The following is a 24,183-nucleotide window of genomic DNA, read 5'->3' as shown; positions in this document are numbered from 1 at the left end:
CTGTCAACTGCCATAACAGTTGATTTGAAATCACAGCACAAACAACTGCTGAATACTTTCAAACAGTTCATAAATATATGGAACAATCCAGAACAGCACCATCAGAAGCCCCGCCAGGCTTACCAGAAATGCCTGTTCATCCCTTCCACTGTGTTTCAGGATCTGGCAGAGAACAGAAACCAGAATCCCTACTGCAGCGATTTTAAAAATAAGACTTACCTCCACAGTCTCTCCTTTCCGGCTTCTGCTGCCAGATACAGCAAAACAGTAATCTACACAGTAAAGAAACAGATTATAAATACATGCTCACCAAAAAAACACAGCCACAAATATTCCGCCCAATATTCCCATACTGCGGTATAATTTTCTTTTTTCACAAAAATCTTTCCTGAGTTCCCTGATCGCATATTCTGTTTCCTTTTCCATCAGATCCATCTGTTTTAGCTGCATATCCAGTCCAAGATAACCAAGCTGATCTCCCAGTGAATAAAATCTGTCTCTCTCTTCCTGCGAAAGACAATCCAGATCCAGACACTTTCCGGCCGATTCTCTGAAGATTGTCCCAAAGGAATCCCCTGTTTTTTCTTTCATTTTCTGTGCCGTAAGTATAAAAAATTCTCTGTACTTCCCTTCCAGTTTCCCGGAAGCACCTGTAAAGGCATCGTACAGAGATTTATTTCCATAACGTATTTCTCCTCTTAGGAGGATGATCATCCGTAAGATCATTTCCATCATCTTTTTGCGTCTGCCAAGTTCATTGCTCATGGCAAAACCGCAACCGACACCGGAAATTACAATTACACACAATCCTACTGTTCTAAGCATACTTTTCCATTTTCATCTAATACAGCTTTCAGACATCCTGCCTGATCATTTTTGTCCAGGATAATATAACGTTCAAATACTTTCTCGCCCATAAGCTTATAAAAGAATGGCTGATCCAGAACATCCTCCAGACAGCTTCCATGTGCAGTCGCAATCAGCTTACATCCGCAGTGGATCACTGAGTCAACTGCCTTGAAATCCTCTTCACAGCCTAACTCGTCCACTGCAACCACATCCGGTGACATGGAACGTACCAGCATCTGCATACCTTCTGATTTCGGACAGCAGTCCAGCACATCTGTACGCATTCCCAGATCATTCTGAGGAATTCCCTGATAACAGCCTGCCAGCTCACTTCTCTCGTCCACCACACCTATTGTCAGACCCTGGGTATTGGCCCATCCATTACTGAGCTGCCTGATAATATCTCTGAGCAGCGTAGTCTTTCCACACCTTGGCGGTGAAATGATCAATGTATTTGCAACCCATTTCTCTGTACGGATATAAGGCATCACCTTATCCGCACATCCCTGAATCTCATGTGCCAGACGGACATTGATGCAGGAAATATATTTCATTCCCATGATCCTGCCCCGATCCAGCACTACCTTTCCGGTCACACCTACTCTGTGACCACCCTGAACACTGATAAATCCCTGTCTGATCTCATCCTCATAAGCATACAGGGAATATCCTGTGACATATTCCAGTGTTTCTTTCAAATCTTCCGTTGTCACCAGATACTGTTCCTGACCCGGTTTTCGCAAAAAACACTCTCCTCCGTCATAAGTTAAAAACAACGGACGCCCTACACGAAGGCGTATCTCATATAATTTATCATAATCCAGCTTCGCATCCATTAAAAGATTCCGGATATTTCCGGCAAACAGGTTTTCAATCTGCTGCGCTTCTATATGTCTCACCTCTTTACACTTAATATATGTGGACAAACCGATTTTAGTACTCTTCCTGATAAGACTCTTCCATTTTTATCAGATTCAGCTTCAGAACCCGGTCTACCACATTTCCTGCATACCCCCTGTACGCATAAGCTCCTGATTCAAAGAGTACGTAAAGTTCATCCCCCTCTACAACAATCTGCTCGATCATCTCAGGCATTCTGTATGATCTTGCAGAATTTTCATTGACATACAGACGTTTATCCGACTGTTCATAAAAAACAATCCTGGATGGCAGAATACCAAAAGAATGAGACAACAACAGCTTATCGTTATAAAAAGCCATTCCCTGTGCCTGTTCTGATATTGTAGAATAATCCAGCGGAACCGCCATTTCAAACATCATGCCAAGTTCCTCATTAAAAGTATTCACCAGATCACCTTTTGAATCCACCGCATATCTCGCGATGGTGCTCTCTGTATATTTGTTAAAACATCCTACATACAGGCACCCCTTATAGAAAGTCATAAAAGAATCTCTCACGATTCCATAAAGACTACATGTCTGATTTACCTGCACAGGCATATGGTTATCCGCATAATTATAGTCACGCAGCACATCCATCTTAATGCTGATCGCCTGTGCGATTCCATTGGTATTTGAAGAATACCACAGCATATCATGTTCCTGATCATAGGCAAGTCCGCCTACATGAGGCAGACCTGGCAGGACTACCTCTTTGATAAATCTGTGAGTTTCTTTGTTGATCACATAAATAACAGAGTTATGTTTTTCCGTATGACAATAGGCACTTACAAGTACATACTCATCGGTCACTGCAAGTCCCTGAGGAGTCATGGAAGTACATACCGCCTGTTTTGTACCCTCTACATTCAGGAATGTTCTTGTATATCTCAGTCCGGGAATAATATAAGTTCCGTACTCTTTTTCTTTTTTTCTGCCCTCAAAGGCAAAGGTATTTAACTCCTCCTGCTGCGACAGCATCTGTATCTGTCCGCGTAATGAATACACTGCAGCATCCTGGTTGGTTACCGGATATTTTGCAGGAGGTTCCGTCTTACCCCTGTATACGAAAGCATATCCCCAGAAAGCCAGTCCAAGTGCCAGTACTGCTACAAGAATCTTCACTGCCAGTCTTCGGATTTCTTTCTTCGTTTGTCTGTTCATGTCTTACCCAAGTATGATGTCTTCATATTTCCAGTTGATTTCCATGGGATTCATTGCCCATACTGCTCCACTGTAACCGTCTTCCATATCAAGCAGCATATGACTGCCTTCATCCATGGATATAGTCCTCATGTCTCTGGAAAGCCCCTCACCGGTCCATTTGATATAAGCTTCCCTCAGTACCCACTGTTCAAAAAATTTCTTTTCCACATTTATATCTGAGAGAATTTCGAGATACTGTTCCCGGGGTACCATACGTCTGAGCATTCTTTCATAATTGGCTCTGCAATGAATCTGCACATCAATTCCAACCTCCTGATCAGCCAGAATACATACCACATATTTTCCGGAATGACTGATATTATAATGCAGGGACGGACGATAGGAAAGGAATGGTTTTCCATGTTCTCCCTCTGCTCTGGGTTCATTGTACAGATTGATTCCATATTCTTTTTTCAGTGCGATTTCCAGAAGTTTCTCTGCGATCATATGCTCCATATGTGCGCCTTCATATTCTTCCCGTATTTTTGTACAGTAAATAATTCCTTTATTCATAGGCCTGTCTCCTCAAGAAACCGGGAAGGCTCCCGTTCCTTCTCATACTGGCGTTTCACATAGGCAAGCACCAGCTTCTTTTTCGCCCTGGTCATCCCTACATAAAACAATCTTCGTTCTTCTTCCACTGCTTCTGCCAAAACCGCCTTGCGATATGGAATGCTTCCTTCATTAACATTCAGAATATACACAATATCATATTCCAGACCTTTTACCGCATGGAGTGTGGATATAGTCACTCCTTCTTTTTTATCCTGCTGTTTCCTTGCCTGTTCATTCAGGCGCTTCGTATATTCTTCTATGTAAGCCTGCCACTTCGCCAGGGTTTTCATGCCTTTTGCACTCTCATGGATCCGGTCCAGGGTCTCAAGCAGTTCCTCTGGTTTTATTTTACGATACTGTGCATATTCACGCAAGTATTCTTCGAATCCCATTCCTTTTCTGATAAAATTAATCGCAGCAAAAGGGGAAAGAGTACCAAGAATCCTCAGATGCGTTTCCAGTGTGGTAATCCTGTCGCACATCCAGTCTTTGTCTTTATAATATTCCCGAAGTTCATTAAAATTAATCTGCGAACTGTTCAACGCTTCTCTGGAAATATAGCGATTTGGCCGGTTCATGATCTCCAGAAAATTCTTCCTGCTCCTGTCTCCTGCTGCCATTTCAAGATAAGCCAGAAGCGCCCGGCAGATCCAGTGGCGGAAAAGATTGGGAAGCTGTTCTTTCATTGTAAAAGGAACCTGATATTCCATCAGCACATTGATCAGACCTTCCGATTCCTGATTTGTACGAAGCAGGATTGCCGTATTCAGCAGATCCTCGCCGCGCTCCATTCTTTTTTTTAGTGCTGCCACCACGCACATATACTCTTCTCTTGGATTATCAAATTCCTTGCACGTCACAGGCATCCCTTCTTCATTTGGAGTATCCAGCTGCTTTTTGAAACGTCTGGTATTACATCCGATCACTTCCATGGCTGTACGCAAGATATTCTTACTGCACCGGTAATTCACATTCAAAAGGACTGTCTCTGCCTTCGGATAATCCTTTGTAAAATTTAACATAATCTCTGGTCTTGCGCCCCGGAAATGATAGATGGACTGGTCATCATCCCCTACAATAAACAGATTATTGACAGGTGCCGCCAACATCTGCAAAATCTTGTATTGTAAGCTGTTGATATCCTGAAACTCATCCACCAGAATGTAGACAAATTTTCTTCTCCATGCATTCAGGATATCCTGTCTCTGAGAAAAAAGTTCATAACAACAGAGGATCATATCATCAAAATCCAGCTTGCGTTTCGCCTTCAGAGCCTGCTTATAGCCATGAAAAATGTCCCTGAATATCTCATCCGAGCAACAGGATGCATAATAATGCTCCGGAGAAATACAGTTCCCCTTTACAACACTGATTTCCCTGGCAACTTCTTCAATGAAATCTCCCTCCTGAGCCATTTCCTGTCCATATTTCTCAGTCATCTCACGTAGAATACTGAATTTTTCTTCCTCAGAAAGAATATTGGCCGCACTCAGATGATAGGCCGCTTTCAAAATCCCATAAAAAATTCCGTGGAAAGTTCCAAAAGTCACTTCGCTTCTGTTCTGCCCCACGAATTTCAAAAACCGTTCTTTCATCTCTGTTGCCGCTGCTCTGGAAAAAGTTACAACCAAAATAGAAGAAGCCGGTATCTTCCCCTCATTGATCATGTATGCAGTTCTCTCCACAATAACGGAAGTTTTCCCCGAGCCGGGACCTGCCAGGACCATCATAGGTCCTGACAGGTGAGTGATTGCCCGAAGTTGAGATGGATTTCTCTTCATATTTATTTGCTTAATTTCTCAATAGCTGCCTTTACTCGTTTGATTGTCTCGTCTTTACCGATGATCTCCATGATCTCAGTAGCACCGGCCGGCGTCATCTGCTTGCCGGAAACAGCAGTACGCAGAGGCCACATTACATATCCGTTCTTATAACCATGCTCTTTTACAAATGCACTTAATGTTTCAAATAACGGATCATTTGTATAATCTTTCTGTTCTTCCAGAACCGGAAGTACTTCTTTTAATACTGTAAGAGAAGTCTCTTCATTTGTCTTCATTTTCTTATGGCAGTACATGGCGGAATCATATTCCGGTACTTCCTCAAAGAAGTCAATCAGAGCCGGAATGTCAGGGAATGTTTCGATTCTGGTCTGTACCATTCCTGCAATCTTCTTGAAGTTGTAGTCTTTCTTCAGAACTTCTTTCATATACGGAAGTGCTCTCTCATAGAATTCATCCGCATCCATTTTCTTGATATACTCACCATTCATCCAACGAAGTTTCGCAATATCAAATACTGCCGGAGATTTATTGATATGATGATAATCAAATGCCTGTACCAGTTCATCCAGTGTAAAGATCTCTCTGTTGTCAGAAGGACTCCATCCGAGAAGTGCCACATAGTTGACGATCGCTTCTGAAACAAATCCCTGATCAAGCAGGTCTTCATAAGAGGAATGTCCACAACGTTTGGAAAGCTTCTGGTGTGTCTCATCTGTGATCAACGGACAATGTACATAAACCGGGATATCCCATCCGAAAGCTTCGTAGATACGGTTGTATTTCGGAGCTGAGGAAAGATACTCGTTACCTCTTACTACGTGTGTAATCTCCATTAAATGGTCATCGATTACGTTTGCAAAGTTATAAGTTGGGTATCCGTCAGATTTGATCAGGATCAGATCTTCCAGTTCCTCATTGTTTACTGTGATATCTCCGTAGATTACATCATGGAATGTTGTAGTTCCCTCTGTTGGCATATTGAAACGGATTACGTGTGGTTCTCCTGCATCAAGACGACGCTGTACTTCTTCTTTGGAAAGTTTAAGGCAGCGTTTGTCATAAATGGAAATCTCTTTTCCTGCCACAACACGTTTCATACCTTCCAGTTCTTCCTTCTTACAGAAACAGTAGTATGCATCACCCTGTTCTACTAACTGCTGTGCATATTTCAGATAGATTCCCTGTGCCTGACGCTCACTCTGAACATACGGTCCAAAGCCTTTGTCCTTGTCCGGACCTTCATCATGGAGAAGTCCTGTTTTTGCAAGAGTACGGTAGATAATATCTACAGCGCCTTCTACGTAACGTTCCTGGTCTGTATCTTCAATACGGAGGATGAAATCTCCGCCTTCATGTTTTGTAATAAGGTATGCATATAATGCTGTTCTTAAATTTCCAACATGCATTCTGCCTGTAGGGCTTGGTGCAAATCTTGTTCTGATCTTGGTCATAACTTTTTTCACTCCTGAATTTTTTATATATTCAAAATCTGTAAAAAAAGACCCTGCTTAAAAGCAGCGCCTTTCTACTTTCGGGTTTATTATACGTCAGAGGCTTTCTTATTTCAAGTCGGGATAGGGGAAAATTTTAATGTTTTTTGAATAGGGACGCATGGGAAGCGATAGTGTCCGGGGGCTCAGTTTCGGAACCATTGTATTTCTAGGCATTTGGGAAGCCGCTAAAATCATGAGCCACTCTCTCAAACTCGCTACGTCTCCGACTTCGCTCAGACAGTGAAACGATTGGCTCATAACGCGTCTTCCCAAATGCCAAGAACTACAATGAACCCTCAAATTCACCCCCGGACACTATCGCTTCCCATGCTGACTATTGGCTATATAACATATTTACCGTACAACAGTAAAGAAAGCACCACTCCTGACTTCGCAGAATAATTAACCAAAATAATATATCTACTGTACAATATAACTATAGAAACCCTAAGAAAACGCATAACAACATGCAACAAAACAGCGCAGAAAAATATTTTATTTGGAGTGCATTTGCAGGGGTCTTAGATATTCTTAGTTCTCAGAAATCCGCGTTATGAGCCGGCTGCATCACTGTCTGAGCGAAGTTTGCAACGAAGCGAGTTTGACAAGACGGCTCATGCCTTTAGCAGATTTCTGAGAGCTTAGAATATCTTAGACCCCGAAACCGCACTCCAAATAAAATATTTTTCTGCGCGTCCCTTTTGCCATTCACACGCTACATCTTACGAAACCTCTCATACCGTTCCTGTGCGATCTGTTCCCCACTTTTACCAGCTTGTTTCTCCAGAAACTGCTTCATTCTAATCTTCATATACTCTGCAATTTCCGGCAAATTCTCCTCACTTGCAGGATATTCCTCCGGTATGATCCGTTCAATGATTCCCAGTTCTTTCAGATGAGCCGCCGTTACTTTCATGACCTCCGCAGCTTCCGGTGCCTTTCTGCTGTCTTTCCAGAGAATGGATGCAAAGCCTTCCGGTGAAAGGATGGTGTAGGTTGCATTTTCCATCATCCAGACTTCATTGCCGACTGCAAGTGCAAGTGCACCGCCACTGCCGCCTTCACCAATTACAACCGAAAGAACCGGCACCTTCAAATCGGACATTTCCAGAAGATTCCTTGCAATGGCTTCGCCCTGTCCCCGTTCTTCTGCTTCCAGTCCACAGAATGCCCCCGGAGTGTCTACAAATGCAATGACTGCACGTCCGAATTTCTCTGCCTGTTTCATCAGTCGAAGAGCCTTTTTGTACCCTTCCGGTGATGGCATTCCGAAGTTACATCTGATGTTTTCTTTTGTAGTATGCCCTTTACGGATTCCGATTACTGTAACGGGCTGTCCGTCCAGTGTAGCAATGCCGCCGATGATGGCATTGTCGTCTCTGACACCTCTGTCACCATGAAATTCCATGAAATCATCAAAAATGGCATCAATATATTCCGCTGCTGACGGACGGTCACTGCTTCTGGCAATCTGGACTCTGTCCCAGGCTGTGAGATTTTTTTGTTTCTTCTGCTTTTTCTTTTTTCCAAAAGTATCGAAAGATCTGGCAGATGTTTCCTGTGGAAATTCTCCGTAACATTTTCTGGTATCATGCAGTTTCAGGATCAGCGAAAGAACATCCCGCATAGAGCCTCGTTCAACAATTCCGTCGAGAAATCCATGTTCCAGAAGAAATTCCGGTCTCTGGAAGCCCTCCGGCAGTTTCTGACCTATAGTCTGTTCAATGACTCTCGGGCCGGCAAATCCGATCAGCGAGCCTGGCTCTGCAAGGATAATCTCTCCAAGCATGGCAAAGCTTGCTGTAACGCCACCGGTAGTCGGGTCTGTCAGCACAGATGTGTAGAGAAGCCCTGCCTGGGAGTGACGTTTAATGGCTGCGGAGGTTTTTGCCATCTGCATCAGTGATACGATTCCTTCCTGCATTCTGGCACCGCCGGAGCAACAGAACAGAATGACCGGAAGTCCCTGTTTTGTTGCTTCTTCAAATGAGCGGGTGATCTTTTCTCCCACCACATATCCCATGGAAGCCATGAGAAATCTGGTATCCATGGCTCCGATCACTGTACGGATTCCTCCGATGGTGGCTTCTCCGATGAGAATTGCCTCATCAAGGTGTGTTTTTTCTCTCAGATCCTCAATTTTCTGCGGATAATCCGGATAGTCCAGTGGATTGCTGTTGTCAATTCCTGTGAACCACTCTTTAAAACTTCCTTTATCTGCGATCATTTTGATCCGGCGTTTCGCACTGATTCTGAAATATCCTCCGCATTTCGGGCACACATAGGCGTTGGATATTACGTCTTCTCTGTAAACCATTTCTCCGCACTTTGGACATTTAATCCATAAGCCTTCAGGTACGGAAACAGATGCGGCCTGTTTATGCCGGTCTTCTGAAACTGTTTTCTTAAAAAATCTCTTCAAGTCTGCCATTAAAATCCTGCTCCTTTATGTAACCCAATTTGATGTTCTTTCAGACAACAAAATAACGTTAATAACTATTAATCAAACTAATTCTGTCAAAAATAATTTTATTGATTTGCTTATCAATTACCTTTCAATAATAAATATGTAATTTCCGCTGAACTATAAAATATATTTGCACCAGTTTTCTTTTACAGATCCGGATAATGCTGCGGAATGAAATCTGTGGTGATATTTCCTTCCTGAAAATCCGGCTGATTGAGAAGTTCATACAGAAAATCCACGTTAGTTTTTACTCCTTCGATGGCAACTTCTCCAAGTGCACTGATCATCTTTCGAATGGCACTGCGGCGGTCTTTGTCATAAACAATGATCTTGGCAATCATAGAATCATAGTAGGGCGGGATTGCGTAGTCATTATAAACTGCTGTATCCACGCGGATTCCGTTTCCACCGGGAAGATGTAAGTCAGTGATCTTACCAGGGCATGGCATGAAATGTCTCTCAGGATCCTCGGCATTGATTCTGCATTCCATGGCGTGACCGCAGATTTCTATGTCTTTCTGCTGAACGCTTAACGGTTCACCTGCCGCAATGCAGATCTGCTCTTTGATCAGATCTACACCAGACACAAATTCTGTTACCGGATGTTCTACCTGGATTCTGGTGTTCATTTCCATGAAATAAAATTCTCCGGACTGATCCAGAAGAAATTCTATGGTTCCTGCACTTTCATAGCCTGCTGCCTTTGCTGCCCGTACTGCTGTCTCACCCATTTTCTTTCTCAGATCATCAGAGATTGCGATACATGGAGACTCTTCGATCATTTTCTGGTGACGTCTCTGAACAGAGCAGTCTCGTTCTCCCAGATGAACTACATTTCCGTATTTATCCGCAAGAATCTGCACTTCAACATGTCTGGGATTCTCCACAAACCGTTCCAGATACATGGTATTATCGGAGAAGGAATGGACCGACTCCTGCTGTGCTGTCTCAAACAATTTGGCAAATTCCTGTTCATTTCCGGCTACACGCATTCCTTTTCCACCGCCGCCTGCTGATGCTTTGATCATGACCGGAAAACCGATTTCCTTTACAGCTTCCAAAGCCTGTTCTACTGTGTAGACCGGTTCCTTTGTGCCGGGCACTACCGGGACTTTAGCTTTCCGCATTGTGTTTTTCGCCTCAGATTTATTTCCCATTCTGGAAATTACTTCTGCGGAAGGACCAATAAATGCCACATTACATTTCTCACACATTTCCACAAAACGGCTGTTCTCTGAGAGAAATCCGAATCCCGGGTGGATTGCTTCTGCTTTTGTGGCAATGGTAGCACTTAAGATTCGCTCCATGTTCAGATAGCTGTCTGATGACTGTGCCTTTCCGATGCATACTGCTTCATCTGCAAGCTGGGTATGCAGGGCATCTCTGTCTGCTTCTGAGTATACGGCTACTGTGCGGATTCCCATCTCACGACATGCCCGGATGATCCTCACTGCAATCTCACCACGATTGGCAATCAAAATTTTATTAAACATCTGTTATGCTCCTACTGCAAAAGTCAGCTCTGCGATCACTGCTACCTTACCGTCCTGGTTTGTTGCCTTTGCTTTTCCCACTCCCATGGGACCTTTTTCCTTAATGATCTCTACTTCGAGAGTAAGGGTATCTCCGGGAACTACCTTGTTCTTGAATTTTGCATTGTTGATCGATGCAAAATATGCGATCTTTCCTTTATTTTCCGGTTTACTCAGAATTGCAACTGCACCTGTCTGCGCAAGCGCTTCAACGATCAGAACTCCCGGCATAACCGGTTCCTGTGGGAAGTGTCCTGCGAAATGCGGCTCATTATAGGTAACACATTTCTTTCCTGTTGCCTTCACACCCGGCACCAGTTCTTCAATAGTATCAATCAGGAGGAACGGGTGTCTGTGGGGAATGATCTCCATGATTTCTTTTGTTGTAAGTTTCATAGTTTTTTACCTCCTTCTTCTATTCTATCACAAACATCGGCTGTCCGAACTCTACCATCTGCTCGTTTTCTACAAGGATTTCTTTTACTGTACCATCAAATTCTGATTCAATCTCGTTCATCAGCTTCATTGCTTCCACAATGCCAAGGACCTGACCTTTGCTTACTTTATCTCCTACTTTTACAAAGGGTGGATTTTCCGGAGAAGATGCTGCATAATAGGTACCTACAAGAGGAGATTTTACCACACTTCCTGTCTGTACTTCATCGTTAACAGCATTGACGGATTCTACATGTACAGCCTGCTGCACTACCGGCTGATACTGCTGAGCATCTGCCGGATCAGCATTGACTGCCATCTGCTGTACAATTGTTTTTTCTTTTGACATGGAAATATTTAAGGTATCGTCCTGCAGGTTAAATTCTGTGAGATCTGAATCGCTGACTGCGTGGATCAGTTCTAATATATTTGCCAGTTCCATTTATTTCCTCCTGCTGAAATAGCTATATTATAAGATCACTGTCGTATATTGTTTTCAAAATCACCATACCATTTATTATCTGCGTGATCAGTCTTCGTACTTTTTAATAAGTAAGGATGCGTTATGTCCGCCAAAGCCAAGAGAATTGGTAAGTGCATATTTGATATCCATCTTTACATTACCGTTTCCTACATAATCCAGGTCACACTGTTCATCCGGCACCTTATAACCAACAGTCTGATGGATCAGGCCTTCCTGAAGTTCTTTTACACAGGTGATCACTTCCACTGCACCGGCAGCTCCCAGAAGATGTCCTGTAATAGATTTTGTAGAATTTATTTTCATTTCTTTTGCGTGTTCACCAAATGTTTTCTTAATGGCAATTGTTTCAAATAAGTCATTATGATGTGTGCTTGTGCCATGTGCGTTTACATACCATACATTATCTGTGGAAATTCCTGCTTCTTTTACAGCCCATTCCATAGCTTTGGCAGCACCGGAACCGTCCTCTGCAGGGGATGTAATGTGATAAGCATCTCCTGTTGCACCATATCCGACAACCTCGCCAAGGATTTTCGCTCCACGTGCTTTGGCATGCTCCAGTTCTTCCAGAACTACCACGCCGGCACCCTCACCCATTACAAAACCGCTTCTTTCTTTGTCAAAAGGGATGGAACATCTCTCAGGATCTGTGGATGAGGTCAATGCTGTCAGTGCCGCAAAACCACCAAAGCCTGTTGGTGTGATAGCTGCTTCCGTTCCACCTGCAACCATAACATCTGCATCAGAGCACTGAATAGTACGGTATGCTTCTCCGATGCTGTGGGTTCCTGTTGCACAGGCAGTTACAACGTTAATGTTCTTTCCGCGGAGTCCAAACTGAATGGAAACATTTCCGGATGCCATATTGGAGATCAGAAGAGGAATCATCAGAGGATTCAGTCTTCCTGGTCCCTTTGTGTTGAGAATTTCGCAGGATTTCTCTACCACCTGCATACTTCCGATACCGCTTCCTACGCTACAGCCTACACGGAAGGGATCTTCTTTTGTCATATCCAGTCCGGACTGCTCAATAGCTTCTTTTGCTGCTGCTACCGCATACTGGCTGAAAAGCTCCATACGTTTTGCAGATTTGAAATCCATATAATCCTTTGGATTAAAATTGTTGATCTCTGCTGCCATATGCGCTCTGTAATTTGTGGAATCAAAACGTGTTACTTCTGCAAAGTTTGTTTTTCCTTCTTTTACGCTGTTCCAGAATTCTTCTACACTAAGGCCTACCGGAGTGATTGCTCCCATACCTGTAATTACAACTCTTCTCATTTTGTTCTCCTTATTTATACATTCATACCGCCATCTACGCTGATGACCTGTCCTGTAATATAGTCTGCTTTGTCTGATGCCAGAAATACTGCTGTATTTGCAATATCCTCAGGCTTTCCGAAACGTCCCAGGATAATCTGCTTACATGCATTTTCCCTGATTTCTTCTGAGAGTACTTCTGTCATCTCTGTGTCTACAAATCCGGGTGCAATGGCATTTACCGTAATCCCCCGGCTGCCCAGCTCTCTTGCCATTGTTTTTGTCAGACCGATCACACCTGCTTTGGATGCAGCATAATTTGCCTGGCCCACATTTCCGAGGATTCCGGAAACAGAAGAAATATTGATGATCTTTCCACTTCTCTGTTTCAGCATCTGACGGGCACTGTGACGGATTGTATTGAATGTACCTTTCAGGTTTACATTAAGTACAGAATCGAAATCCTCTTCTTTCATTTTCATGATCAGACCATCTTTGGTAATTCCTGCATTATTAACCAGAATATCAAGGTGTCCGTATTCTTTAACTATATCTTTGATCATTGCTTCACAGGCTGCGAAATCACTGACATTGCATTTATATATGGAAGCTTTTCCACCGTTTTCTTCGATGGTCTGTTTTACTTCCTTCGCTCTCTCTTCAGAACCATTGTAATTGATAACCACCTCTGCACCTTCCTTTGCAAGAGCAATAGCAATGGCTCGTCCGATTCCACGTCCTGCACCTGTAATCAGGGCAATTTTATTTTTCAGCATTTTACAGACACTCCTTTCTCACTTCATCCAGATCTTCTGTTTTCTCAACATGTAATGCTTTTACATTTCTGTTGATCTTTTTGAGAAATCCTGTCAGAGTTTTTCCCGGTCCAATCTCAATAAAAGTATCTACACCATCATCAATCATCTGTTCTACACACTGCTGCCAGCGCACAGAGGATGAAACCTGGCTGACAAGCAATTCCTTTACCTGCTCCGGTCCTGTCACATACTGTGCAGTTACATTTGTCACATAAGGTACTGTAAATGACTGAATTTCTACCTTCTCAAGTTCCTGTCCCAGTTTTTCCCCTGCGCCTTTGAGAAGCTCACAGTGAAATGGGCCACTGACTTTAAGAGGAATCACACGTCTGGCGCCTGCTGCCTTTAATGCCTCCCCTGCTGCTGCAACTGCTGTCTCCTCACCTGTGATCACAATCTGTCCCGGACAGTTATAATTTGCAATGGATACAATTCCCTGTGTCTCATTGCAGATTTTTTCAATCAGCTCTGCATCTGTTCCAAGAACAGCGGACATTGCACCACCTGTAGGATATGCCTCCTGCATAAAAATTCCTCTTTTTCGCACTACAGTAAATGCATCCTCTTCCTTCATAACACCGGAGGCCACCAGTGCTCCGTATTCTCCAAGGCTCAGTCCAGCATTTACCTGAGACCTGATTCCGGCTTCCTCTACAGCTCTTAAAATTGCGATTTCTGCTGTCAGCATGGCAATCTGTGTATATTCTGTAATATTTAATCTGTCATTTTCTTCAAAGCATAAAGCTTCTACATCAAGCCCGGATGCTTTTGATGCGTTTTCAAATACTTTGCGGCTTACAGCATATTTTTCATAGAAATCTTTCGCCATTCCTGTATACTGTGCGCCCTGTCCCGGAAATACAAATGCAATTTTAGACATATCATTTTCCTTTCCTTTATTTTTATGTTTATATCAGATGATAACAATTTGTTTCTGATTGCAAATTATTTTAGTTTAAAATATTTTGATACTCAAATTATAATGTCAAAAAATTCTCCCCGAAGCCATCTCTGGCTCCAAGGAGTTATTTGTCATTTCTATATGATTAAGCCTCTACGCCTTTGTTTTTCAGATAATCCATAACAGCTCCAACTGTTGTTAAATCTGTAAGATCTTCAGCCGGGATCTCAATATTGTATTCATCTTCCAGAGCCATAACCAGCTCAAACAGGTCAAGTGAATCTGCACCAAGATCATCCTTGAAAGAAGTTTCAGCAGTAATTCCTGCTGCATCACAATTTAACTGCTCTGCGATCATTTCACTCATTTTTTCTAACATAATTTTCTCTTCTCCTTTAATTCAAGCCCCGGAATGCTTCTCTTTTTCCTGCTCCGGTTATCACTTGTTTTTTATTATTTTTGTTAAGCAGATGATGATTCTGCTTTTTCTTGTTTTCAACCTTATCATCCGTCAGACCAGTAAATACGTCTCATTTATTCAGATTTGGTTTTATCGGGATTGATTACTTTGATGTTCAAAGTATATATTCTTCCCTCCTGTTTGTCAAGCACTATTTTATTACATTTTTTATTCCTCAAATTTAATCTGCCTTGCCACACTCAGCGCAAGTCCCATCTCTGCCATAAGGAATACGATCGACGTACCTCCATAACTGATAAACGGAAGAGTGACACCTGTATTCGGCATAAGGTTTACAACAACCGCAATATTAAGAATAACCTGCAATGCTATGTGAATAAAAATCCCACTGACCATAAGTGAGCCAAACATATCCGGTGCATTCTGTGCAATAACAAACAGCCTGTATAACAGATATGCATAAAGCATCAGCACGATAAGACCTCCAAAAATCCCCAGTTCTTCACAGATAATTGAAAAAATCATGTCATTCTGTGCCTCAGGTACACTTCCCAGCTTCTGAATACTGTTTCCAAGTCCTCTGCCAAAAAATCCTCCCGAGCCAATCGCATACAATGCCTGAATTGTCTGATACCCCCAACTGTCCGCATATTCTTCCGGATGAAGCCATACCATGATTCGTCTCAGACGAAAGCTTCCACTTCCATCAACACTCACTGTTGCATTCAGAAAAATGACTCCGATCACTGCCAGCGCAATAACAACACCTGCAATAATAATAAAAATCTTAATATCTGGGTGAGCCACAAAAATCAGTCCTGCAGTAATACAGAAAATAATAATTGCTGTACTCAGATTGTCCGTAAATACATATGCAGCCAGTGCCAGTCCGCCTCCCACAACAGCAAGAACCATACAGCCCTTTAAGGTATGGACTTTCTTTCCCATATGCACGATCATATATGGGAGGCAGACAATAACTGCTATCTTGGCAAGCTCTGCCGGCTGGAACTGAACCGGTCCAAGATTCAGCCATCTCTGGGCACCATGAGAAGACTGCCCCAGCGGTGTTTTTACCAGTGCCATCAACACCAGTGCCGCTACATACAAAGCTGTGCTAAAACGGTTCAGTATCCGATAATTGAGCCTGGAAATGATCAGTGCCATGATAATACATGCCACGCTGATGATGGCCTGTTTTTTAAAAAAATACATGTCGCTTCCGTAATTTATCTGAGCCATATAGGAGCTTGTACTGTACAGCATGATAAGCCCAAAACAGGTCAGCAGTACAATAACTGCTACCAGACTGTAATCATAATAATCTGTTTTTGTTTTTCGACGCGCCCTGCTCTTGGAAGATGCTGTTGAATACGACTTTTTTTGTGATTTTGTATTTTCCATTTAATCACCTGATGCTTTCTTGTTTTCTAAAATTCCCATCTGACTTTTTTATTATAACAGAAAGCTTTTTCATAAGCAATGGGGCAGTTGCCTGATTGCATCTGCCCCATTTTAGTTAGTTACTGTTCACTCCGTTCACAGTAACGTAGCCAAAATTCATTCCATATTGCCTGCGGCAATGGAATTTTGGCTTGTATGTCTCGGGATTTTGGCATATTCATGCCAAAACACCTCGCGGAATAGTGGTGTGTGAACAGTAACTTTAGTTACTATTCACTGGTAATATCCCGCGAGGTGTTTTTGTGAGCGAAGGTCACAGAAAACCCGAGACATGCTGCGCGAATTTATGCGATTAGCATAAATTCTGTGCATCGCGAAGCGTGTTGCTGGGAACGGAGTGAACAGTAACCCATTTTAGATAAGTCTGGCTGTTCATCTTTCCCTTATTCTGTATGTCTCAGGTTTATGATATCTATTTCTCATCATCACTGATTTCAATCGGGTCAGATTCGAAAATAAATTTAACATTTCCGTCCATATCGCCGGATCTGTCTGTGAATGTTGTGTACATTACATCGTCAGACTGGATTACCTCAAATCTGTCAAGAATATCCTGAAGATCTCCGTTTACTGTATCATCCAGTTTCTTAATACCTTCTTTATAGAATTTCTTCTGTCCTTTGTTCAGTTCTTTTGCTCCGTCATTCAGATCGCTGATACCATCTTTAAGCTGATCACTGCCATCAGAAAGCTTATCCGCACCATCCATTAATGTCTGAGTGCCGGATACAAGGCTGCCTGTTCCTGATGCAAGGGTCTGTGCTCCGGATACAAGTGTCTGGGTTCCTGATGCAAGCTGAGATGCTCCGCTGTTTAATGTAGAACTGTTCGAAGAAAGCTGATCTGCTCCGCTGTACAGTGTTCCACTGTTAGATGCCAGAGTTTCCACACCACTTGTAATCTGACCTGTTGCAGAATTGATCTGAGACATACCACTGGTCAAGCTCTTTCTTGCGCTCTTAAGAGTCTTGGCTCCTTTTAACAGTGTCTGTGCATTAACATTATTTTCGCCCTGAAGCTGTGCAATTCCATCTGTCAGTGTCTTTCCGGAACTAAGCAGTGTATCTGCGCCGGAAATCATCTGTTCTGTGCTTGCTTTTGCAAGGCTTTCATATCCACTCTGGAGAGATTTATTTGCAGTAGTCAGCTGATCAGAGCCTGCTTTCAGCTGATCGATTCCCTGCAGCATTTCCGGAAGCTGCTGTCCAAGTCCGGTAAATAATGTACTCATCTGATTTACTGCTGTAGCAATCTGGGTTCCTGACTGAGCAAGCTGGGTTCCACTTGCTTTTAATGTGCCATCATTAGAAGTAAGCTCTTTTGCACCTGCATTTAACTGTGATACAGTTTCCTGCACTGTCTTCATTCCCTGAGTTAATGCCTGTAATTGCTGTTTCATCTGTTCAACACTGCTGTTGACTGCCTCTTCCTGTGCATCTGCTGTTGATTCCGCACTGGACGCAGATGCCCTTAAAGCGTCTGCTGCTGACTGCAATGCTGACGTATCAGGTGCGGAGGCTGTAATTGTGGATGTATCAATATTAGATGCACTGTCCTCAGCTGCCTGAATAGAACCTAACGCACCATCAATCGCAGCTTCTACAGCAGCTGCTGTTTCATCATCCATATTGCTGGTATCAATATTATACAAAGCAGATTCTGCTGCTTCCAGCTGACTGCTGACTGCTGCAACTCCTGCATCTACAGAAGATGCATCTACAGAAGCCTCTGCGGAATCACTGATCCAGGATTCAATTGCATCTGCCTGACTGTTCATGGTTTCAGCACTGTCATTTAACTGTCCGGACATTGCATTTGCACTTTCTTCTATTTCTGAAGCTGTGGAAGCTCCCATGTTTTCAAGTGAGCTCTCAAGCTGGCTCAGTCCTGATGCAAGCTGTTCTACACTTTCAATATACTGGCCAACTGCAGAAGTGTAATCAGAAACGCCTGTTGTATAAGCCGTCATGCTGTCACTGAAATTAGCAATCTGATTTGCATCGATTTTAGATGAAAGAGCTGTCATTTTTTCTACAGCAGTCTGGATTCCATTTACAGCAGTATCAATTCCCGGAACAACCTGACCAATCCCATCCACTAAACTCTTGATACCACCAGCATACTGACCCACACCGCCTGCAAGCTGATTAACTCCTGCAATATACTGCTGCATTCCGTCTGTCAGAGTAGTTGTTCCTGTTACATAACTCTGCACACCGCCTGCAAGCTGATTGCCGCCTGCAACATATGCATTTACACCATCGGAAAGAGATTTCATTCCAGCCTCATATTCAGCCATCTTGCTGTCCAGCGTATCTACTCCCGCTGTATATTGTTTGATTCCATCTGAAAGTGTGTCTGCCCCTGCTGTATAAGAGGAAACACCACTGTTTAAAGTCTGTGCCCCTGTATTCAGTGTCTGTGCTCCGCTGCTTAATTCCTTTGCTCCGTCATCCAGTTCTTTTGCTCCGTCATTCAGATCACTGACACCACTTTTCAGAGTTCCGATTCCATCATAAAATTCTTTATATTTGTCATTGAGTTTATTAGTTCCATCATAAAGATCTTTGGTTCCGTCTACCAGTTTTACTGCTGCATCCGTCAGATCTTTCATTGAATCCTTCAGCTCATCCAGTCCATCCACATCATTCAGATCAATATCTTTGAAAATATCTGTAAGTGCTACGGTAAATGTAGAATTCATCTCACAGTCTGTAACATCTGCTTCCACTGTAAATCCTTCAGGGATATTCACTTCATCTGCAATATCAGAAGACATATCCAGACTTTCTTTCATTCCCGGCATACCAAAACCGACAACAACATTTCTGCTTCCGTCAGAAATAACCTTACCGTTATCTACTGTAACATTGGAGAAATTATCTGTAGAAAGGATCATTCCTGTCACCATAACAAAGGGTGAATAAATATCAGTCTTTTTGCCATTCACTGTTTTGGTTGTTTTAGAAGTATTTGTATATGTCACTTCCATTTTCAGATGTCCTGTCTTTCCTGCCAGAGCTTCCGGAGAAACCTCTGTTCCATCCATATAGTATTTAATTCCTACGGAAACCGGGAGATCTTTCTCTGTCTTTCCCTGATAATAAATATCCTTTCCATCAGTACTCCAGGTCAGATCATTTCCATTCTGAGTAAATGTTTCATCACCTTTTACGTTTTTTATATCCTGAAGATCAGAGGCATCTTTCACCTCAGAATTGGAACTGTCCCCGGAATTTTTCAGCCAGTCAGATACTGTGACATCCGTTACTTCTCCTCCGGCAGTTGTATTTACATAAACGGTTTCTTCTTTCTGCAATCCATTATCACCTGTTGAAGCAGCTGCCATTACAGTACCTGCTCCGAGAACTACAGCCATTCCTGCTGCAAGCGTTGCTGCAGCTGCTTTCTTTCTGTTTCTGTTCATAATAACTTACTCCTTTATTCTATCTCTTTACAATAAGCTTCTTTTTAAAAATCCTGAATCACTGTTTCTTCTCTTTTGCCGGTTTCTTCTTGGCAAATCCAATAGATGTGTGGCAGATGAGAGAATCAAATATCATAAACATAGCCGGAAGTATAAACAATACCACCAGTGTACTGATCACAGCTCCACGTGAAAGCAGGTTTGTGATACTTCCGATCATATCTACCTGTGTATAAAGACCAACTCCGAAAGTTGCCGCAAAGAAGCTGCAGCCACTGATCACAATTGACTTCATGGAAGTTTTATGTGCGATGGCAATGGATTCTTTCTTACTCTTTCCAAGACCACGTTCTTTCTGGTATCTGCTGGTCATAAGGATTGCATAGTCAACAGTAGCTCCCAGCTGGATACAACCGATAACAATGCTTGCTACGAACACCACTTCCTTTCCCTGATAATAAGGAACGGACATATTGACAAAAATCGCAAACTCAATAACTGCAACCAGAATAAACGGAAGCGAAATGGATTTAAACACAACCATGATAATAATGAAAATTGCCAGGATAGAGATAGTATTTACAGTCTTTAAATCCACATCCGTAACATCCTGAAGATCCTTGGTCAGAGGTGCTTCTCCGATTACCATAGATTCCGGACTGTATCCTTTTACAATCTTCTGGATCTCATCAATCTGATTGTTTACCTCGTCTGTGGCTGTTTTATATTTGGAGCAGATAAATTCCATCTCGTACTCATCGCTTTCCAGCATCTTCTTCAGATTACTTGGGATCATGGTATCCGGGAATGCCGCACCTACGAAAGAGTCCATTCCAAGTGCCCATTTTACACCATCAACATCCTTGATCTGGTCAAGCATTTCTGTTTTTTCTTTTGATGTCAGACCTTTCTTTAATAACACCATATGAACATTATTCATATCAAAGGTTTCCTGAAGTTTGGCATTTGCCACATTACTGTCCAGCGTGGAAGGAAGTGACTTGTCAATATTGTAGTAATTCTTCAGATTGTTATTTCCATGAATTGCCGGGAAAAGCATTACCAGGAAAATGATCAGCCATACTTTATAATGCTTTGTAATAAAAGCAGATGCCTTATCAAAACTTGGAAGCAGCGGCTTATGTGTTGTTTTTTCAATGGCTCCGTCAAAAGTAAGCACCAGAGCAGGGAGCAAAGTAACACAACACAGAACACCGATAACAACTCCCTTGGCCATTACGATACCCATATCACGTCCAAGTGAGAAGGTCATAAAGCAAAGTGCGATAAATCCGGCTACTGTTGTAATAGAACTTCCGATTACAGATTTGAAGGTTGCATTGATGGCATGTGCCATAGCCCTCTCTTTATCACCCTCAAACCGCTTCTTATTCTCCTCATAACTGTTCAGCAGGAAAATGGAATAATCCATGGTAACACCAAGCTGCAGGACTGCTGTCAATGCCTGAGTGATGTATGAAATCTGACCAAGAAAAATATTACTTCCAAGATTATACAAGACTGCAACACCAATGCAGAGCAAAAACAAAACCGGAACTACCAGAGAATCCATTGCAAGGAGCAACACTATCAGAGAAAGGCAGGAAGCAATCACAACGTAAATCGGCATTTCCTTAAGTGCGATCTGTTTGATATCAGTAACAATGCCTGTCATTCCACTGACAAAACAGTTCTTTGAAGTAATCTTACGAATCTGCGTCACAGCTTCCATGGAAGTTTCTGATGATGTTGTATTATCAAACAACGCGATCATCATAGTTGCATCTCCGTTAAAAAATGCCTCTCTCAAATCCTTCGGAAGCATTTCTACAGGAACGGAAACATCCAGGACACTGTCATACCACAGTACTTTTTTCACGTGATCAACTGCTTCGATTTTCTCTTTCAGAGCAGCTACATCCTTCAGTTCCATATCCTCCACCACTATCATGGAAAAGGCTCCCATCCCAAACTGATCTACCATAATGTCCTGTCCATCAACTGTCTCAAGGGTATCCGGCAGATAACTCAGTACATCGTAGTTGATTCTGGTCGCCGCCATACCGAGATATGAAGGGATCAGCAATGCAATTCCGATGATAATGATCAGTATCTTGTGTTTTGCAATCCACTTTCCTACCTTAATCATCTTTTTCTCCTCTTCTTTCTTTATTATTGATACTGTTTGATCATTCTATGACCAACAGTCATTTTTTATTTCATGGAATGTTATATAACAAAAATGACTTTCAGTCAATAATCATTCTTCACAATTTGTCTAAATTTTTCCAGAACAAAAATGTAATATTGACTTTCAGTCATTTTTGTTTAAAATAGTAATTATATATGATCACAATATAATTACAAAGTAAGCTTATGTTGCTGTGAACAGTAAGACGCTTATTGCTTTCCGCAGCGGGACTTACCTGATTCGGTTAAAATGTTATGTATACAGTAGAGGAAGGAATGAATCTGAAATGGGAAAACTGGAGCTGAATAAAAAGAAGAAAAAAGATGCTCTTTTCAACACTGCCTTTGAACTTTTTACGACGAAGGGACTTACCAAAACTACAATTTCAGATATTGTAGATCAGGCCGGGGTTGCCAAGGGGACTTTTTACCTCTATTTTAAGGATAAATATGATATCCGGAATAAACTGGTTTCCCACAAGACCGGAGAATTGTTTTTCCGGGCCCATGAGGCTGTGCAGAATGCACATATCAGCGAATTTGACAGGCAGGTACATTTTATTATAGATTACATTCTTACTGAGTTGAATAAAGACCGTACTCTCCTGCTGTTTATTTCAAAGAATCTTGCCTGGGGTGTCTTCAAGGGTGCTTTTGAGGAAAAAATGCCTGACGACGAATATAATTTTTATCAGTCCTATCTGGATATGATTGCTCAAAGCGGACTACATTATAAAAATCCGGAACTGATGCTCTTTACGATCATTGAGCTGGTAGGTTCCACCTGCTACAGCTGCATTCTGTATCAGCAGCCTGTGTCTCTGGCTGAGTACCGTCCTTATCTGCACAGGACTATTTCAGGAATTATGGAAACTTTTTCACAGGATCATACTACATGTGAAGTTTTGTCTTCCGACACCAAAACACATGTGGACCATACAGCATAATCACTATGGCAACCCTCATAAATGATACATTTAAAAAGATTGCTGTAAAAAAGGCAAGCCTCCGGAGGTTTGTCTTTTTATAATTTGTAGATTTCCAGATCATCAGGAATCCAGAGATTTCCTTTATAATACTGTCTGCCTTCTTCTGTGTAGAGCTCCTTTCGTCTGGAAATATTTTTATCCTCTGTATGATACAGAATCAGATTCTCTGCTTCCAGTTTCTGTGCCAGCTCACAGGCATCCTTTACGGTAGAATGATGTTTCTCATATGGTTTGAATTTATCTGCCTGGGAGAACAGACAGAATGCTTCATGAAGAAGCCATGTGCTGTTTTTGGCATATTTCTGTTCACATTCATTATATGGCTCATCTCCACAACAGGTCAGCTTCTTTCCCTCTGCATACTCCATGCAGAACCCAAACTGTTTTGCCTTTGTAGACAGAATATCAAAAAATGTCACCCTGTGTCCCAGAATCGTTCTATCTTCTCCGTCCTTTACTTCTTCCAGATGGACTTTGTCTCCGATAAATTTCGTTTCCTTTGGTGTGAGAAGCATCTCTGCCATCTGTTTCAGCAGGCTGATCACTTCATCATGTCCATAGATAGTCACTTCACCGCCAAACTGTCCTCTTGCCATTCCCTGACAATACATACGAAGCATCCAGATGATTCCAAGCAGATGATCGATGTGTTTATGTGTCACAAATATAGTTCTGATTTCTTTCCAGCTGATTCCTGCGTCCTCCAGCTGCTTCAGAATTGTGTTTCCGCCACCTCCGTCTATCATAAAATATTCTTTATCTTCATTTAGCGCAAAACAGGTGTTATAGCATTTCGTCACCTTTGCATTTCCGGTTCCCAATATTGTAAGTTTCATCTTTATGTACCTCCCGACTTTCTTTGGATGCTGACACTTGGCAGGCAGCAAATATTTCCTATATATAATAGCATATTCTAAAGTAAAAAGGAATCTGTCTGTCAGACGATATGAATCTTCGTTACTGTTCACTCCGTTCACAGTAACTTAGCCAAAATTCATTCCAGATTGC

General features: G+C 42.3%; 20 protein-coding genes. 1 reads left to right on the top strand and 19 read right to left on the bottom strand.

Features of this window, described 5'->3' with window-relative positions; translation table 11 throughout:
* Nucleotides 1–30 precede the first annotated feature (30 nt).
* The 18 genes from spoIIIAC to LJE11_RS03095 all read right to left on the bottom strand — a co-directional run bounded on the left by spoIIIAC (nt 31) and on the right by LJE11_RS03095 (nt 22,145).
* Nucleotides 31–225 carry a stage III sporulation protein AC gene (gene spoIIIAC / locus LJE11_RS03180; protein ID WP_008704108.1) on the bottom strand — a complete coding sequence of 65 codons (195 nt, stop codon included), beginning with the start codon at nt 223–225 and terminating at the stop codon, nt 31–33.
* A gap of 81 nt (nt 226–306) precedes the next feature.
* On the bottom strand, nt 307–825 hold the full coding sequence (locus LJE11_RS03175) for a stage III sporulation protein AB (protein WP_008704109.1): 519 nt from the start codon (nt 823–825) through the stop codon (nt 307–309).
* Nucleotides 810–1,748 (bottom strand): stage III sporulation protein AA, encoded by a 939-nt coding sequence (spoIIIAA, locus tag LJE11_RS03170; RefSeq protein WP_008704110.1) that lies wholly within the window; start codon nt 1,746–1,748, stop codon nt 810–812. The genes LJE11_RS03175 and spoIIIAA overlap by 16 nt, the downstream gene beginning before the upstream one ends.
* Before the next feature lie 34 nt (nt 1,749–1,782).
* Complete coding sequence (locus LJE11_RS03165; protein ID WP_008704111.1) at nt 1,783–2,913, bottom strand: hypothetical protein; 1,131 nt, start codon at nt 2,911–2,913, stop codon at nt 1,783–1,785.
* Between the two features lie 3 nt (nt 2,914–2,916).
* The gene (locus tag LJE11_RS03160; RefSeq protein WP_008704112.1) at nt 2,917–3,468 is read right to left on the bottom strand and encodes a 4'-phosphopantetheinyl transferase family protein; all 552 of its coding nucleotides are present in this window, start codon (nt 3,466–3,468) and stop codon (nt 2,917–2,919) included.
* Nucleotides 3,465–5,291: an ATP-dependent helicase gene (locus LJE11_RS03155; RefSeq protein WP_008704113.1), complete on the bottom strand. Its 1,827-nt coding sequence runs from the start codon at nt 5,289–5,291 to the stop codon at nt 3,465–3,467. Before LJE11_RS03155 ends, LJE11_RS03160 begins: the two co-directional genes overlap by 4 nt.
* Nucleotides 5,292–5,293: 2 nt before the next feature.
* A complete protein-coding gene (gene gltX / locus LJE11_RS03150; RefSeq protein WP_020994074.1) occupies nt 5,294–6,745 on the bottom strand; it encodes a glutamate--tRNA ligase in 1,452 nt (483 codons plus the stop codon).
* Between the two features lie 757 nt (nt 6,746–7,502).
* The gene (locus LJE11_RS03145) at nt 7,503–9,218 is read right to left on the bottom strand and encodes an acetyl-CoA carboxylase carboxyl transferase subunit (RefSeq protein ID WP_008704116.1); all 1,716 of its coding nucleotides are present in this window, start codon (nt 9,216–9,218) and stop codon (nt 7,503–7,505) included.
* A gap of 182 nt (nt 9,219–9,400) precedes the next feature.
* Nucleotides 9,401–10,747 carry an acetyl-CoA carboxylase biotin carboxylase subunit gene (locus LJE11_RS03140; RefSeq protein ID WP_008704117.1) on the bottom strand — a complete coding sequence of 449 codons (1,347 nt, stop codon included), beginning with the start codon at nt 10,745–10,747 and terminating at the stop codon, nt 9,401–9,403.
* A gap of 3 nt (nt 10,748–10,750) precedes the next feature.
* Nucleotides 10,751–11,182, bottom strand: a complete 432-nt coding sequence (gene fabZ / locus LJE11_RS03135) for a 3-hydroxyacyl-ACP dehydratase FabZ (RefSeq protein WP_008704118.1) — start codon at nt 11,180–11,182, stop codon at nt 10,751–10,753.
* Between the two features lie 19 nt (nt 11,183–11,201).
* Entirely contained in the window at nt 11,202–11,663 is a 462-nt protein-coding gene (gene accB / locus LJE11_RS03130; protein ID WP_008704119.1) for an acetyl-CoA carboxylase biotin carboxyl carrier protein, read from the bottom strand.
* 87 nt (nt 11,664–11,750) lie between these two features.
* On the bottom strand, nt 11,751–12,986 hold the full coding sequence (fabF, locus tag LJE11_RS03125; RefSeq protein WP_008704120.1) for a beta-ketoacyl-ACP synthase II: 1,236 nt from the start codon (nt 12,984–12,986) through the stop codon (nt 11,751–11,753).
* A 14-nt stretch (nt 12,987–13,000) separates the two neighbouring features.
* Nucleotides 13,001–13,741, bottom strand: a complete 741-nt coding sequence (gene fabG, locus LJE11_RS03120) for a 3-oxoacyl-[acyl-carrier-protein] reductase (RefSeq protein ID WP_008704121.1) — start codon at nt 13,739–13,741, stop codon at nt 13,001–13,003.
* Nucleotide 13,742: 1 nt separating this feature from the next.
* On the bottom strand, nt 13,743–14,663 hold the full coding sequence (gene fabD / locus LJE11_RS03115) for an ACP S-malonyltransferase (protein ID WP_008704122.1): 921 nt from the start codon (nt 14,661–14,663) through the stop codon (nt 13,743–13,745).
* 166 nt (nt 14,664–14,829) lie between these two features.
* Nucleotides 14,830–15,063 (bottom strand): acyl carrier protein, encoded by a 234-nt coding sequence (gene acpP / locus LJE11_RS03110; RefSeq protein ID WP_008704123.1) that lies wholly within the window; start codon nt 15,061–15,063, stop codon nt 14,830–14,832.
* A 249-nt stretch (nt 15,064–15,312) separates the two neighbouring features.
* A complete protein-coding gene (locus LJE11_RS03105; RefSeq protein ID WP_008704125.1) occupies nt 15,313–16,509 on the bottom strand; it encodes an FtsW/RodA/SpoVE family cell cycle protein in 1,197 nt (398 codons plus the stop codon).
* 472 nt (nt 16,510–16,981) lie between these two features.
* The gene (locus tag LJE11_RS03100; RefSeq protein ID WP_008704127.1) at nt 16,982–19,996 is read right to left on the bottom strand and encodes a hypothetical protein; all 3,015 of its coding nucleotides are present in this window, start codon (nt 19,994–19,996) and stop codon (nt 16,982–16,984) included.
* A 58-nt stretch (nt 19,997–20,054) separates the two neighbouring features.
* Nucleotides 20,055–22,145 carry an efflux RND transporter permease subunit gene (locus tag LJE11_RS03095; protein WP_022381013.1) on the bottom strand — a complete coding sequence of 697 codons (2,091 nt, stop codon included), beginning with the start codon at nt 22,143–22,145 and terminating at the stop codon, nt 20,055–20,057.
* A gap of 328 nt (nt 22,146–22,473) precedes the next feature.
* Here LJE11_RS03095 and LJE11_RS03090 point away from each other — a divergent pair, with 328 nt between their 5' ends.
* Nucleotides 22,474–23,133, top strand: a complete 660-nt coding sequence (locus LJE11_RS03090) for a TetR/AcrR family transcriptional regulator (RefSeq protein ID WP_008704131.1) — start codon at nt 22,474–22,476, stop codon at nt 23,131–23,133.
* A gap of 77 nt (nt 23,134–23,210) precedes the next feature.
* On the opposite strand, the gene LJE11_RS03085 is transcribed toward LJE11_RS03090, so the two are convergent.
* Nucleotides 23,211–24,011: an MBL fold metallo-hydrolase gene (locus tag LJE11_RS03085; protein ID WP_008704134.1), complete on the bottom strand. Its 801-nt coding sequence runs from the start codon at nt 24,009–24,011 to the stop codon at nt 23,211–23,213.
* Nucleotides 24,012–24,183 lie beyond the last annotated feature (172 nt).

This window comes from Blautia sp. DFI.1.216, from assembly GCF_020594215.1.
Lineage (GTDB): Bacteria > Bacillota > Clostridia > Lachnospirales > Lachnospiraceae > Blautia_A > Blautia_A wexlerae.
This window is presented reverse-complemented; position numbering and strand designations above follow the sequence as displayed.